Source organism: Pseudomonas mosselii, assembly GCF_019823065.1.
GTDB classification, from domain to species: domain Bacteria; phylum Pseudomonadota; class Gammaproteobacteria; order Pseudomonadales; family Pseudomonadaceae; genus Aquipseudomonas; species Aquipseudomonas mosselii.
The window spans coordinates 3,822,053-3,836,241 of sequence record NZ_CP081966.1; the positions used below are offsets into that span (position 1 = coordinate 3,822,053).

Sequence of the window (14,189 nt, forward strand, 5' to 3'; positions counted from 1 at the left end):
GCGTGGTCTCACGGCCACGCGGTTGTCGAATTTCTCAAAGGAGATCAGCCATGTCTCTGGTATCCCGCTTTGCTCCGCAATCCCCGATCCTGCGCTCTGATCGCCCACTCTCGGACGACCGCATTCGTGCCGTCGTTCCGTCGATCTTCGCCGACGCTCCACATGGGAGCCGGTCCGATCGGTATGCCTACATACCGACCTCGACCGTGCTGACCAAGCTGCGCCAGGAGGGCTTCGAGCCCTTCATGGTGTGTCAGACGCGCGTGCGCAACGAAGACCGGCGCGAGTACACGAAGCACCTCATCCGACTTCGCCATGCAAGCCAGATCAACGGCGACGAGGCGAACGAGATCATCCTGCTCAACAGCCATGACGGCACGAGCAGCTATCAGATGCTCGCCGGCATGTTCCGGTTCGTCTGCCACAACGGCCTGGTTTGCGGTGACACCACCGCAGACATCCGCGTTCCCCACAAGGGCGACGTGGCCAGCCAGGTGATCGAAGGTGCCTACGGAGTCCTCGAAGGTTTCGAGCGCGTGCATAACGCGCGCGATGCGATGCGCACCATCACCCTCGATGAGGGCGAAGCGGAGGTCTTTGCGAACTCTGCGCTCGCACTCAAGTACGACGATCCGGCCAAGTCCACGCCTGTCACCGAGAGCCAACTGCTGGCCCCTCGGCGATGGGACGACCGCAAGAACGACCTGTGGGCCGTCTTCAACCGCGTCCAGGAGAACCTAGTCAAAGGGGGCCTGAACGGACGCACGGCCAACGGCCGCAATCAGCGCACCCGTCCGGTGCAAGGCATCGACCAGAACCTGCGCCTGAACCGGGCGTTGTGGCTGCTGGCCGAAGGCATGCGCCAGCTCAAGGCGTGATGCCACGCGGACCTCGCCCACCTCGGGCGAGGCCATTTCCTCTCATCCACCGGGTGCCGTCGGCGGCCCGTCATTCATCATCAGGAGAACCATCATGGCAACCCCATCGGCTTCCGAGAAATCTGTTGCGCCCATCGTCGTCCCCGGCCAGCTCACGCTGCGTACCATCCGCGGCAAGAACGGCCCGTTCACGGTTGGCCGCCTCGCGACGCACCTCGGTACTTTCGAGGTCAAAGACCCGGAGCTGGAGCAGTACCCCGAAGGCAAGTACGACGGGGAATTCATCATCAGGTACATCTTCCCGAAGTCCTATCCGGTCGGCGGCGGCATGCGGTTCGAGATCCGTGCCAGCCTCGACGGCATGACGCTCAACGGCATCGACAAACTCAGCCGCGACGAAGCCCGCAGCTTCGCCACCCAGGACGTCGATCCGCTCGATGAAGAGCAAGGGGCGCAGCCTGCGGCAACGCCGGCCAAGCCCACCAAAGCGTCCAGGCCCGCCAAGCCCGCACCCGTGCAGGCGTCCGCGGACCCGCTGGTCGATACCACGCCCTTCGGCGTGGATGCGCCACCGCCTGCTACGGCCGCTGCCCCCGGCAGCACCGAAGACGGTGACGCCGCGCTCTTCGGCCTGCTGTGGCCGCTGGGCGAGTCCGTGAAACTGGATTCGACCATCGACCGCCGCACCCTGCGCGCGCAGATCGCCCGCCTGGGCGAGCTGGGCTACGCGCTGGACTTCAAGACGCAGGAGTGGAGCCGCCAGGCCGAACCAAAACCTGCGTGATCGCAGACGCCGCATGCGCGGTGTTCTTCATCCACCCGCCGGGGTTCCTTTCCCATGCGGGGGAGGCCCTGGCCATTTTCTGGAGGTCTCCATCATGTCCACCATCGCTTGCGATACCCCGCGTTCAACGCTGGATGAACCCGCGTGGCGGGACCTTTGCAAAGCGGCCGCCGCACACGCCCAGCGCGGTTGCGGCTTGTCCTACGACCACTACGTGACGCTCTTCAGTTCGGCGATCGACGCACAGGCCAATCGTTTGCCGGATGAGCAACGTGCTCAGGCTCTCGAAATCGCGGCCCAGGAATGGGACTACGCAACACCTGCCGAACGGCAGGAAACCCAGGACTGGAATGCGGAGCATGGCTATTGCTCGCACGGGATCGAGTTCGGCTACTGCCCGGCCGGTTGTGATCGAGACGATGACGACTGGGATTGAGGGCGACGCATAGGTTCCTTCGCCGCAGATGCGGCATTCCATCACCCGCTGGGGGTTCTTCCCCACGGGGAGGCCTTCAGCTCAACTTTTCGAGGAGGCCTCTCATGGGCTGGTATTTCTCAAACCAATCGCGGTCCGAACTGATCGCGGAACTGATCGCACCGCAAGAGACCGAGCGCGCCAGCGTCAAGGTCATCGCTCACACCCTGCGCGGCAACGTGCTGTGGTCCGTCGCCGAAGTGACCGCCAAGGTCGAAGGCGTGCATCGTGATCTCGCACCGGGCCAGTCCCTGCGCTACATCCGCTGCGATCTGCTTGAACGAAGCGGCGGCCAGTGGGGCTACAAGTCCTTGGACGAGTCCATGCACCCGTACTACTACACGTGCCCGCTGTCCTATCTGGACCTCGCACCGGAGCAGTCCGCCGACTGGCGTGCAGGCGTTCGCGCCTACCACGCCCGGCGGCGCACACCCACGGCATCCGCGGCATCCGCCGCGGCGTCGATGGCCTGAGCCAGGAGGAACCGACATGGACCCGATCCTGGCAACGCTTCCGCCCTCGTTGCTGGCACTCGTTGAAGGGAGTTTGTCCAACGACGAAGTGTCCTCCGACGAGGAAATGCTGGCGTACTTCATCGACAACGGCCTCACCGAGGACCAGGCACGGCAGGCACTGACCTACCGCGACCAGTACCTCAACAACATCTACCTGGAAGGCTTCACGCCGATCACTTCGGCGGACGAGCCGCTTCACTTCAACCCGCACACCCGGCAGTTCGAGCCGGACTGAGCGGTTTTCTTCCACCCCCTGGGGCAGTACTTGCCCCAGCGGGCGGTGCTGTTCCCGTTCATCCGAGGACACCACCATGCCCGCAAACACTTCTTCCACGCTGTACCGCATCGACGAATGCCCGGACGTGATGGCCGACGCCTGCGTCGGCGATGACCAGGGCAACCTGATCTTCCTGTCCATCTGGGCGCGGGACACCGCCGTCCAGCAGTTCCTCGCTCGCCTGACCCTCGGGCGCGACGAGCAGGGACTGGACCAGTTCCACGTCATCACCGACCAGGGCGGCAGCGTCCCGGTATTCATCGGCAACGTCGATCGCCTGGAAAAGCGCATCACGCGCGCGTACCGGCGGACGCTGTTCGGCTCGCTGTCCAACGTGTGGCTGTTCGACCGGCGCTGCGTCAAGCCCGACAAGGCCAACGCCAGCGCATTGGCACTGCTGCCACGCGACAGCGCCCACAGGCTTGACCGCCTGTGGATGCTGGTGCGGGACACCTGCCCGTTGCCGCTGCTCGATCACTGGCGCGAGACCGTGCTGGAACTGCTGCAAACCCGCGAGATGCTGGCCCGCCTTCCGTTCGCCCTCGGGCCGCTGGAAGGCCATCGGCTCGCCATCGACGTGCCGGCGCTGACCCTGGCGCTCGGCTCCCTGATCCGCAGCGACGCGCTCACCGCCTATCCGTATCCGGCCAAGATTTGGACGCCGGAAGCGGTAGCGGCTTGACCCACCCTCGGAGGCACGCCTTGGCGTACTTCCGTGTTTCATCCCCGCCAACCAGGAGACTTCCATGGCCCTCATGTTCCCGCGGCTCGCCCGCAATTTCGTCAAGAACGGATATTTCCCGACCGACGAACCCACGCTCGAAAGAGCGCTCAACGCACTGATGCCCAGCGACGGGCCGATGTGCATCCTCGATCCCTGCGCCGGCGAAGGCGTGGCGATCGCCGAAGCCGCCCATGCCCTCGGGCGCGAGCAGGCAAAGGCGTTCGCCGTCGAGTTCGACGCGGAGCGGGCGCGCCATGCCCGCGGCCTGGTCGATCACTGCCTGCACGCGGACCTGATGGACACGATGGTCTCCAAGCAGTCCTTCGGGCTGCTCTGGCTCAACCCGCCGTATGGGGACCTGTCCAAGGACGTCAACGGCAACATCGGCTATCAGGGCCAGGGCCGTGCCCGCCTTGAAAAGCTGTTCTACCAGCGCACGCTCTCGCTGCTGCAATACGGCGGCGTGCTGGTTTTCATCGTCCCCGGCTACGTGCTCGACGCGGAGTTGGTCGGCTGGCTGACGCGCCACTACACGGACCTGCGCATCTACCGAGCGGTGGAGACGCAGTTCAAGCAGGTGGTGATCTTCGGACGCCGGGTGCGCCAGCGCGAGCAGGTGCCCGATGGCGTCAAGGCCGTGCGCAATCTGCTGTTGCAGGTAGGGCAAGGCGAAGTCGAAGCCGAGGAACTGCCGAGCGAGTGGCCGTTCCTGCCGTACATCGTCCCCGCCAGCCCGGCCGAGCCAGAGCATTTCTTCCGCGTGACGATGGAGCCCGAGCAGTTCGCCGATGAGGTTGGCAGGCTGCAAGGCTTGTGGCCATCGCAGGACACGCACCTGGGGGCTGCGCAGCAATCGCTGCGTCCACCGGCGCGGGCCTTGTCCCGCTGGCATCTCGCCCTGGCTCTGGCCGCGGGTGCGATCTCGGGGGTTGTGCGCTCCAAGACCGGGCGCGTGCTCGTCGTCAAAGGTGACACCCACAAGGACAAGACGCTCCAGCGGGAGTTCACCGAACGCGAAGACGGCTCCATCGCCGAGACCCGCATCCTCACCGACAAGTTCGTTCCCGTCATCCGCGCGTGGGACATGACACCTGGCTCCGCGACACGGGGCGAGGTGTTGACCATTCGCTGATCCACCGGACGCGCTGCCGTCCTGCTGTACCAACTCGAAGGAGAAACACCATGATCCCCAATCCGTTCAAGCGGCCTGCGCCGCACAAGCAACCGTTGTTCGCACCGAGTACGTTGAAGTTGAGCGAGAAGGTGCATTGGCTGGCCCGGCGAGGCCTGATCGACCCCTTGGCCTATGTCCAGCGCCATGTGCGCGGGGACTGGGGCGAGATCGATGAGGCCACACGCCAAGCCAACGACGTGGCGATCCAACAGGACAACCTAATGATCTCGCAGTTCAGGATCACGCCGGACCTGGCGCTGATCGTCAAGACCAGCGAGGACCACCAGACCACGGTGGTCCAGCTTCCCGAAGAGCGGGACCTGATCTGAGGCCCCACATCGTCATCCTCATCCACCTGACGGAGCCACTTCACTCCGGCAGGGGTGTCGTGGCTCAATGACTCATCAAGGAGGAGCCCATGGCATCGCATCGCATCGAAACCTACTGCCAGCGGCTGGCGTTCCCCATCGGGGCGCTCATCTTCAGCAGAGGTGTAGACCGCCTGGTCCGCGCGGGTCGCCTGGACCCGATCCCGTACTTCAGGCGCCACACCCGTGGCGACTGGGGCGACGTCAACATCCAGCAATGGCAGACGAACAGCAGCGCGCTTCAATCGGGCGCGTCGCTGGAATCGCACTACGTGATCCATCCGGGGCTCGCCATTCGCATCGTCACCGATTCGCAGCGCTGCGCAACCGTCATCGTGCTTCCGTCCGAAGACTGAGCACGGTTCACCTGCGGGCCGCCCAGGCCAGCACCTTCAACCACCCTCAGCCACGCGTCGATTCTCTTCCCACCACGGGGCATGCCATTGCCCCGCTGGGGGTGGTGCATGCCCCATTTTTCTTTGGAGCATCACCATGTCCCTCGATCTCGAAACCACTGCCGCTGAATCCGCGCCCGTACAGGGCGAACTGCTCGACGCGGAATCTTCCCCTCTGACCCTGAGCCTTCAGGATTTTGTCGGCGAGTTCGGCGACGAACTACTCGACGCCCTCAACAGCGCTAATCCGCCGGTCTATACCGGCCAACCGCAGGCGCACCGGCAACTGGTGGTCGCCAGCCTCAAGCGCAAGCTGTTCCCAGCCCAGGCCGAAGTCGTCCACGCCGCCGCCGAGCTGCTGATCGACCGTGGCGAACGTGCTGCGATCGTCAATGGCGAGATGGGCTGCGGCAAGACGACCGTCGGCATTGCCACGGCCGCCGTGCTCAACGCCGAAGGCTATCGCCGCACTCTGGTGCTGTCGCCGCCCCACCTGGTTTACAAGTGGCGGCGCGAGATCCAGGAGACGGTGGCCGGTGCCAAGGTGTGGGTACTCAACGGGCCGGATACGCTCGTCAAGCTCATCAAGCTGCGCGAGCAGTTGGGCGTGCAGCCCACGGGCCAGGAGTTCTTCGTCCTGGGGCGCGTCAGGATGCGGATGGGCTTTCACTGGAAGCCTGTCTTCACCACGCGGCGCACCCGCCACGGCGACGTGGCGGCCTGCCCGGACTGCGGCACGGTCATCACCGACCTCGACGGCGAGCCGGTCAACCCGATCGCGCTCCAAGCCGAGGAGTGCCGCAGGAAGTGCGGCCACTGCGCCGCGCCCCTGTGGACACTGATCCGCCCGCGCAGTCTGTCCGGCAGCGACCAGTCCTCGGCCGTGCTCAAAGCCTTAAAGCGCATACCGACCATCGGAGAGGTCACCGCGCAGAAGCTGATGCAAAAGTTCGGTGACGGGTTCCTGGCGTCGATGCTCGGCGACAACATCCATGAGTTCATCAACCTCATGGATGGCAACGGCGAGCTGGTGTTTTCCGACCGTCAGGCCACGCGCATGGAACGTGCGATGGCCAACATGGAGTTCGGCTTTGGCGAGGGCGGCTATCAGCCGTCCGAGTTCATCAAACGCTACCTGCCGCAAGGCACGTTCGACCTGCTCATCGCCGATGAGGCACATGAGTACAAGAACGGGGGCAGTGCCCAGGGCCAGGCCATGGGCGTGCTGGCGGCGAAGGCTCGCAAGACCTTGCTGCTGACCGGCACGTTGATGGGCGGCTACGGGGACGACCTGTTCCACCTGCTGTTCCGAGCCCTTCCGGGGCGGATGATCGAAGACGGCTACCGCCCGACCACGAGCGGCAGCATGACCTCGGCTGCGATGGCGTTCATGCGCGATCACGGGGTGTTGAAGGACATCTACTCCGAGAGCACCGGCACGGCGCACAAGACGGCCAAGGGCACCAAGGTATCGGTGCGCACGGTCAAGGCCCCGGGGTTTGGCCCCAAGGGCGTGCTGCGCTGCATCCTGCCGTTCACGATCTTTCTCAAGCTCAAGGACATCGGTGGCAACGTCCTGCCGCCGTATGACGAGGAGTTCCGTGAAGTCGCGATGGACACGGCGCAAGCCGCGGCCTACCGCGATCTGGCGGGTCGGCTGACCGCGGAGCTGAAACAGGCTCTGGCGCGACGCGATACGACCTTGCTGGGTGTGGTCCTCAACGTGCTGCTGGCCTGGCCGGATTGCTGCTTCCGGTCGGAGACCGTGGTGCATCCGCGCACGCGCAACACCTTGGCGTTTGTCCCGGCTCAGTTCAACGAGTTCGAGATCAGCCCCAAGGAGCGTGAGCTGATCGACATCTGCAAAGAGGAGAAGGCGCAGGGCCGCAAGGTCCTGGCCTACACGGTCTATACCGGCACGCGCGACACCACGTCGCGCCTGAAGGTGTTGCTGGAGCAGGAAGGCTTCAAGGTGGCGGTGCTGCGCGCGAGCGTGGATGCCAGCCGCCGCGAAGACTGGATCGCCGAGCAACTGGACCGTGGCATCGACGTGCTCATCACCAACCCCGAGTTGGTCAAGACGGGGCTGGACCTGTTGGAGTTCCCGACGATCGTGTTCATGCAGTCGGGCTACAACGTGTACTCGCTCCAGCAGGCGGCACGCCGCTCCTGGCGCATCGGGCAGAAGCAGCCCGTGCGTGTGATCTACCTCGGCTACGCCGGTTCCTCGCAGATGACCTGCCTGGAGCTGATGGCCAAGAAGATCATGGTCTCGCAGTCCACCTCGGGCGACGTGCCCGAATCCGGGCTCGATGTCCTGAACCAGGACGGTGATTCCGTCGAGGTCGCACTGGCCCGGCAGCTTGTCGCCGCATGACACGTTCCACTTACGGCCCTTCGGGGCCGTTTTTTTTGCCGCTCCCGGTAAATCGGACGCTGCCTGGTTCGCATTGTTTGCTGCCGCTCGCGGCCTGAGCGGCGATGGTGAGGGCTGGATGTTTCAGGACGCCGAGCTATGTGCCCCTCTCCACCGTGGTTTCACTATCCCGAACGCCGCCTTCTGGCGGGATTTCTCGGCCTGCTGTGGTCGGTGCTGGCCGGTGGCTGCGCGACGACGACTGCGCCGGTCGCGCCCGACACCATCGCGGAAGTCTTGGCCGCGCCTGAACCCGAGGCTTCCGAGTACATCCCGGTCGTGCGCTACGCCCGCTACACACTGGTCGAACTGGCACCCATGGCGGCGCAGCGCGACCTGTTGTTGCAGACCATCGACGTGTCCATGCCCGAGGATGCCCGCGCCACGGTCGGGGATGGGCTTCGGCACGTGCTCAAACGCAGCGGCTATGGCCTGTGCCAGACCGCGCATGCCGTGATCGAGCTGTACGCGCTGCCGTTGCCGGCGGTACACCTGCACCTCGGCCCCATGACCTTGCGCGATGCGCTGCTCACGCTGGCTGGCCCGGCCTGGGAACTGCACGCGGATGACCGCGCACGGCAAATCTGCTTCGAGCGGCCCGGCGATCGCGCGGTCGCCGAGTCCCCATCCGAGCCACCCGCCACCGAGGCGGTGCAGACGTTCCCGCTGGCACCCATGGTTTCGGGAGGCCAGCCATGAACGCCCCGCAACCTGCCCAGCGATCGACCGCCGCCGTGGTGGTGCAGAGCCTGATGTGGCTCTGGTTGATCTTCCTCAGCGTCTTGGCGGCCCTGGGCTACCAGGCCCTCAGCGACCAGGCCGACCAGGAGCGGCTGGATTCCCGCCTGCAACGCCTGGAAGCGCAGGCAACTGGCTTGGCCGAGACGATCGAGGCCATCCAGCAGCGCCCGGCCGTCGCGACGGACGCTGACCTCAAAGACACCCGCCAGATTCTGGAAGCACGCGCGGCCCAGGTCGAGAAATCTCTCAGTGGCTACGCAGCGGCCGACGACCTCCAGGCGCTGCGCGCGGAGGTCGAGCAGATCAAGGCGCGCCAAGCCGCCGCGCGTGCCACCGCACCCGCCCAGCGGCGCGCATCGCGCACGTCCGCCGCCTCCAAGACCGAGCTGCCGCCGCTGCCATTCCGCGTCGTCGGCGCCGAACTGCGCGCCGGCCAGCGCAGCGTGTCCGTCGCGCCGAGCATCGGGGACTTCACGCCCGCCCAACTTCAGGTGCTGCTGCCCGGGGATGCGGTCGGCCCGTGGCGCCTGCAGGCGATCGAGGGCAACACCGCAGTGTTCCAGGCCGGCAACCAGACCCGCCGCGTGGCGATTCCCTGACCGGAGCACCCCATGAAGCCGTCGATCCTCCTTTTCGCGGTCCTGGTGGCGTCGTCGCAATGGCCCGCCTGGGCGCAGCAGCCCGCAACGACCTCGGCGCGCAACGCACAGAGCCAGGAGCGCCCGCTGGCCGCCCGCGTGCTGGACGACCGGGTGGCAACCGAATGGGGCTTGCAGCCACAAGAATGGGCACGCTACCGCGAGCTGATGGATGGGCCGCTGGGTATCTACTCGCCCAACCTGGACCCGCTGTCCGCCCTGGGCATCGAAGCTCGCACGGACGAAGAACGGCGCCGCTATGCGGAACTGCAGGTGCAGGTGGAAGCGCGCCGCGTCGAGAAGCTGCTCGCCTACCAGCGCGCCTACGACGAGGCCTGGCAGCGCCTGAATCCGGGGATGCAGCGCGTGAACCTGCCCGACGACAAGCCGGGCGCCGGCCCATCCAGCAGTCCCTTGCGCGGCAGCGGCCGCATGGCGGTGTTCGTCAAGGACGGCTGCGCAGCCTGCGGACAGCTCGTGCAGCGCCTGCAATCCTCGGGCGCGGAGTTCGACCTGTACATGGTGGGCAGCCGCCAGGATGACGCGCGCATCCGCGACTGGGCCAAGCGCGCGCAGATCGACCCGGCGCGCGTGCGCGCCGGCAGCATCACGCTCAACCACGACGGCGGCCGCTGGCTGTCACTGGGCCTGCCCGGCGATCTGCCCGCCGCCGTGCGCGAAGTGAACGGCCAATGGCAGCGCCAGCCGTAGCCATGCCCCTGCGCGCACTGGTGCTCACTGCCGGCCTGTATGCCGTTGCCGCCCTGGCCCAGGAGGTTCCGCCACCGGCTTACCAGCTTGCCGCCCAGCGCGCAGGCATCCCCTCGACCGTGCTCTACGCCGTGGCCTTGCAGGAGAGCGGCATCCGGCGCAACGGGCGCCTGGTGCCGTGGCCGTGGTCCCTCAACGTCGCCGGCCAGTCGCGCCGCTTCGCCACGCGCGCCGACGCCTGCGCTGGCCTGCAGCAGGCGATGCGCGCCACGCCGCACACGCGCATTGATGCGGGCCTGGGCCAGATCAACCTCGGCTACCACAAGCACCGCTTTACCGGCGCGTGCGACCTGCTGGATCCGTATCGCAACCTGGCCGTTGCCGCCGAGATCCTGAAGGAGCAGCACACCCCCGGCGAGGACTGGCTGCTGGCGATCGGCCGCTACCACCGCCCCGCAGGCGGCGAGCCCGCCGCCCGCTATCGGCGCAGCGTGTCGCGCCACCTTGCCCGCGTGCAGGGCACGCGACCAGCCGCCGCGGTCCTCGCGGCGCGCCAGGAGACCTCCCCATGACGAAACCCCATCCCGCCCATCTCGCGTTCACGGGCCTACTCATGCTGCTGTCAGGCCTGCCGCTGGCCTCGCGTGCCGGCGAGCCACTGATCGTTGTCGAGGACCGTGGCGGCACGTCGGCATTGCCGTACTACGAAGCCCTGAATCTCCAGCCGCGCGCCAACGCACCGGCGCGGCCGTCCATCCCGACGCCCCAGGTTCCTGCCACACGGGCGGACGAAGCCGCGATGCTGCCGGTGCGCAGCGCCAAGCTCACGCCCGGCACCGTCGCGCGACGGGTGATCGAAGCGCCCGGCCTGCGGCCGTTCGTGGTCATCGGCGACGACGAGGCTTCCCGGGCCTGGTTGCAGCGCCGCGCCGCCGCTTTGCGCGAACGTGGCGCGGTCGGCCTGGTCGTCAACGTCGAGACCGCGCAGGGCCTGGCGCGGCTGCGCGCCCTGGTGCCGGGCGTGCCGCTCGCGCCCGTGGCCGGCGACGACCTGGCCGATCGCCTGGGCCTGCGGCACTACCCGGCGCTGATCACGGCCACCGGCATCGAGCAATGAAGCCATGTCGGGCAAACAGCCGGTCGAGGTTCTGCTACGCCCAGCGGTGGAGCTATACACCGTCGCGGCGTGTGCAGGCGCCGCGTTTCTGTGCCTGGTGGCCCCATGGTCGCTCGCGCTGAGCCCGGCCATGGGCATCGGCAGCGCCTTGGCGTTCGGCGCCTACGGCGCGATCCGCTACCGCGATGCCCGCATCATCCTGCGCTACCGGCGCAACATCCGCCGTCTGCCGCGTTACGTGATGACCAGCAAGGACGTGCCGGTCAGCCAGCAGCGCCTATTCGTGGGGCGCGGCTTTCTCTGGGAGCAGAAGCACACGCATCGGCTGATGCAGACGTACCGGCCCGAGTTCCGCCGCTACGTCGAGCCGACGCCGGCCTACCGGCTGACCAGGCGCCTGGAGGAACGGCTGGAGTTCGCGCCATTGCCGCTCTCGCGCCTGCCGAAGCTCACCGGCTGGGACGCGCCTTTCAACCCCGTGCGCCCGTTGCCGCCTGTCGGCGGCCTGCCAAGGCTGCACGGCATCGAGCCCGACGAAGTGGACGTCAGCCTGCCGCTGGGCGAGCGCGTCGGGCACTCGCTGGTGCTGGGCACCACGCGGGTGGGCAAGACGCGCCTGGCCGAGTTGTTCGTCACGCAGGACATCCGTCGCAGGAATGCTGCCGGCGAGCATGAGGTCGTCATCGTCATCGACCCCAAGGGGGATGCCGATCTCTTGAAACGGATGTACGTCGAAGCCCAGCGCGCTGGCCGCGAAGGCGAGTTCTACATCTTCCACTTGGGCTGGCCGGAAATCAGCGCCCGCTACAACGCCGTGGGCCGCTTCGGTCGGATCTCGGAAGTGGCGACACGCATCGCGGGGCAGCTCTCCGGCGAAGGCAACAGCGCGGCGTTCCGCGAGTTCGCATGGCGCTTCGTGAACATCATCGCCCGCGCCCTGGTGGAACTGGGGCAGCGCCCGGACTACATGCTGATCCAGCGCCACGTCATCAACATCGACGCGCTGTTCATTGAGTACGCCCAGCACTACTTTGCCAAGACGGAGCCCAAGGCCTGGGAGGTGATCGTCCAGATCGAGGCCAAGCTCAACGAGAAGAACATCCCAAGGAACATGATCGGGCGCGAGAAGCGTGTGGTGGCGCTGGAGCAATACCTCTCCCAGGCGCGCAACTACGACCCTGTGCTCGATGGCCTGCGCTCGGCGGTGCGCTACGACAAGACCTACTTCGACAAGATCGTTGCATCGCTGCTGCCGCTGCTGGAAAAGCTCACGAGCGGCAAGATCGCCCAGCTCCTGGCGCCGAACTACTCCGACCTGGCCGACCCGCGCCCGATCTTCGACTGGATGCAGGTGATCAGGAAGCGCGCCGTCGTCTATGTCGGCTTGGACGCGCTGTCCGATGCGGAGGTCGCCGCAGCGGTCGGCAACTCGATGTTCAGCGATCTCGTCTCGGTGGCTGGGCACATCTACAAGCACGGAATCGACGATGGCCTGCCGGGCGCATCGGCTGGTGCGCGCGTGCCGATCAACGTGCATGCGGACGAGTTCAATGAATTGATGGGTGACGAGTTCATTCCGCTCATCAACAAGGGCGGTGGCGCGGGCCTGCAAGTCACCGCCTACACGCAAACGCTTTCGGACATCGAGGCCCGCATCGGCAACCGCGCGAAGGCCGGCCAAGTGATCGGGAATTTCAACAATTTATTCATGTTGCGCGTGCGCGAGACGGCCACCGCGGAACTGCTGACGAGGCAGTTGCCGAAGGTCGAGGTCTATACGACCACCATCGTCTCGGGCGCGACGGACAGCTCAGACATCCGCGGCGCGACGGACTTCACGTCGAACACCCAGGACCGCATCAGCATGGCCAGCGTGCCGATGATCGAGCCGTCACACGTCGTCGGTCTGCCCAAGGGCCAATGCTTCGCGCTGCTGCAGGGCGGCCAGCTTTGGAAGGTGCGCATGCCGCTTCCGGCGCCAGACCCCGATGAAGTGATGCCGACGGACTTGCAGCAACTGGCCGGGTATATGCGCCAGAGCTACAGCGAGGCCACGCAGTGGTGGGAGTTCACCAGTTCCGCAGCCTTGCCGCATGCAGCCTTGCCCGACGACCTGCTGGATGACGCCGCTCCAGCCGAGCCTGACGCGGTGGCCACCGGCGCCGACGACAGCACCGGCGAGGCCGCACCATGAAGGATGCCGCCTCGACCGCGCAGCGGGAGCAGAACCAGCGCCAGGGGCTGATCGTCGGCACCATCACCTTGCCGTTCCGGCTGCTCGGGGTGCTCATCGGCTCGCTGCTGTTCTCGATCGTGGTGGAGTGCGTCGGCATGCACCTGTTCTGGAAGGACCAGGGCTGGCGCCACTCCCAGCAGATGCTGCAGTACGAACTCGGGCACCTGTCCAACCACTTCACGCGCAGCGTGGTGGTGCAGGAGCCCGGGCGCACGGCGCACGAGCTGGTGGATACCGGGTACGAGTGGGTGTTCGTGCGCTCGGGGTTGCTGGAGCGCATGAGCCAGACCGCCGAGCGCGCCCGCGCGGCCAGCCACGGGCAGAGCCGCAACTTCCGCTACTACATCAGCCAAGTCTATGTCTGGGCCGAAAGCTACCTGATCGCTGCGGCCTTCACGACGCTCACCTTCCTGGTGCGCCTGCTGGTCCTGGTACTCACGCTGCCGCTGATCCTCACTGCAGCATTCGTCGGCCTGATCGACGGCCTGGTGCGACGGGATGTGCGCCGGTTCGGCGCGGGCCGCGAATCCGGCTTCATCTACCACCGCGCGAAGGCCAGCCTGATGCCGTTGGCCGTGCTGCCTTGGGTCACCTATCTCGCACTGCCCATAGCGGTGCATCCTCTGGTCATCCTGCTGCCCAGCGCGGCGTTGCTGGGGATGGCAGTCAGCCTGACCGCAGGCAGCTTCAAGAAGTACTTATGAGGTGACACGGGCGGCACTGCTCTGCAAAGCCGTGTG

Annotated in this window: 17 protein-coding genes; all 17 read left to right on the forward strand. The window is 66.4% G+C overall.

Annotated features, from left to right (window positions below; translation table 11 throughout):
• The first annotated feature begins 50 nt into the window (after nt 1-50).
• The 17 genes from K5H97_RS17665 to K5H97_RS17745 all read left to right on the forward strand — a co-directional run bounded on the left by K5H97_RS17665 (nt 51) and on the right by K5H97_RS17745 (nt 14,153).
• Nucleotides 51-878 carry a DUF932 domain-containing protein gene (locus K5H97_RS17665; RefSeq protein ID WP_003116824.1) on the forward strand — a complete coding sequence of 276 codons (828 nt, stop codon included), beginning with the start codon at nt 51-53 and terminating at the stop codon, nt 876-878.
• A 94-nt stretch (nt 879-972) separates the two neighbouring features.
• The gene (locus K5H97_RS17670) at nt 973-1,662 is read left to right on the forward strand and encodes a DUF3275 family protein (RefSeq protein WP_003116823.1); all 690 of its coding nucleotides are present in this window, start codon (nt 973-975) and stop codon (nt 1,660-1,662) included.
• Nucleotides 1,663-1,756: 94 nt separating this feature from the next.
• Nucleotides 1,757-2,098, forward strand: coding sequence for a hypothetical protein (locus tag K5H97_RS17675; protein WP_003116822.1), 342 nt, complete (start codon nt 1,757-1,759; stop codon nt 2,096-2,098).
• 104 nt (nt 2,099-2,202) lie between these two features.
• Nucleotides 2,203-2,610, forward strand: coding sequence for a hypothetical protein (locus K5H97_RS17680; RefSeq protein ID WP_003116821.1), 408 nt, complete (start codon nt 2,203-2,205; stop codon nt 2,608-2,610).
• A 16-nt stretch (nt 2,611-2,626) separates the two neighbouring features.
• Complete coding sequence (locus tag K5H97_RS17685; protein WP_003090124.1) at nt 2,627-2,887, forward strand: hypothetical protein; 261 nt, start codon at nt 2,627-2,629, stop codon at nt 2,885-2,887.
• Nucleotides 2,888-2,963: 76 nt separating this feature from the next.
• Complete coding sequence (locus K5H97_RS17690) at nt 2,964-3,611, forward strand: hypothetical protein (protein WP_003116820.1); 648 nt, start codon at nt 2,964-2,966, stop codon at nt 3,609-3,611.
• A 64-nt stretch (nt 3,612-3,675) separates the two neighbouring features.
• On the forward strand, nt 3,676-4,785 hold the full coding sequence (locus K5H97_RS17695) for a DUF6094 domain-containing protein (RefSeq protein WP_003116819.1): 1,110 nt from the start codon (nt 3,676-3,678) through the stop codon (nt 4,783-4,785).
• A gap of 50 nt (nt 4,786-4,835) precedes the next feature.
• On the forward strand, nt 4,836-5,156 hold the full coding sequence (locus K5H97_RS17700; RefSeq protein ID WP_003116818.1) for a hypothetical protein: 321 nt from the start codon (nt 4,836-4,838) through the stop codon (nt 5,154-5,156).
• Between the two features lie 89 nt (nt 5,157-5,245).
• A complete protein-coding gene (locus K5H97_RS17705; RefSeq protein ID WP_003116817.1) occupies nt 5,246-5,551 on the forward strand; it encodes a hypothetical protein in 306 nt (101 codons plus the stop codon).
• Between the two features lie 136 nt (nt 5,552-5,687).
• A complete protein-coding gene (locus K5H97_RS17710) occupies nt 5,688-7,967 on the forward strand; it encodes a helicase-related protein (protein ID WP_004350563.1) in 2,280 nt (759 codons plus the stop codon).
• Nucleotides 7,968-8,105: 138 nt separating this feature from the next.
• Complete coding sequence (pilL2, locus tag K5H97_RS17715) at nt 8,106-8,705, forward strand: PFGI-1 class ICE element type IV pilus protein PilL2 (RefSeq protein WP_003098890.1); 600 nt, start codon at nt 8,106-8,108, stop codon at nt 8,703-8,705.
• Complete coding sequence (locus K5H97_RS17720) at nt 8,702-9,346, forward strand: hypothetical protein (RefSeq protein WP_003098888.1); 645 nt, start codon at nt 8,702-8,704, stop codon at nt 9,344-9,346. Before pilL2 ends, K5H97_RS17720 begins: the two co-directional genes overlap by 4 nt.
• Nucleotides 9,347-9,358: 12 nt before the next feature.
• Nucleotides 9,359-10,096: a TIGR03759 family integrating conjugative element protein gene (locus K5H97_RS17725; RefSeq protein ID WP_003098886.1), complete on the forward strand. Its 738-nt coding sequence runs from the start codon at nt 9,359-9,361 to the stop codon at nt 10,094-10,096.
• On the forward strand, nt 10,078-10,668 hold the full coding sequence (locus tag K5H97_RS17730; protein ID WP_003109780.1) for a transglycosylase SLT domain-containing protein: 591 nt from the start codon (nt 10,078-10,080) through the stop codon (nt 10,666-10,668). The genes K5H97_RS17725 and K5H97_RS17730 overlap by 19 nt, the downstream gene beginning before the upstream one ends.
• Nucleotides 10,665-11,213 carry an integrating conjugative element protein gene (locus K5H97_RS17735; protein WP_003109779.1) on the forward strand — a complete coding sequence of 183 codons (549 nt, stop codon included), beginning with the start codon at nt 10,665-10,667 and terminating at the stop codon, nt 11,211-11,213. The genes K5H97_RS17730 and K5H97_RS17735 overlap by 4 nt, the downstream gene beginning before the upstream one ends.
• A 4-nt stretch (nt 11,214-11,217) precedes the next feature.
• The gene (gene traD, locus K5H97_RS17740; RefSeq protein WP_004350569.1) at nt 11,218-13,407 is read left to right on the forward strand and encodes a type IV conjugative transfer system coupling protein TraD; all 2,190 of its coding nucleotides are present in this window, start codon (nt 11,218-11,220) and stop codon (nt 13,405-13,407) included.
• On the forward strand, nt 13,404-14,153 hold the full coding sequence (locus tag K5H97_RS17745) for a TIGR03747 family integrating conjugative element membrane protein (protein ID WP_003153644.1): 750 nt from the start codon (nt 13,404-13,406) through the stop codon (nt 14,151-14,153). Before traD ends, K5H97_RS17745 begins: the two co-directional genes overlap by 4 nt.
• Nucleotides 14,154-14,189: the final 36 nt, after the last annotated feature.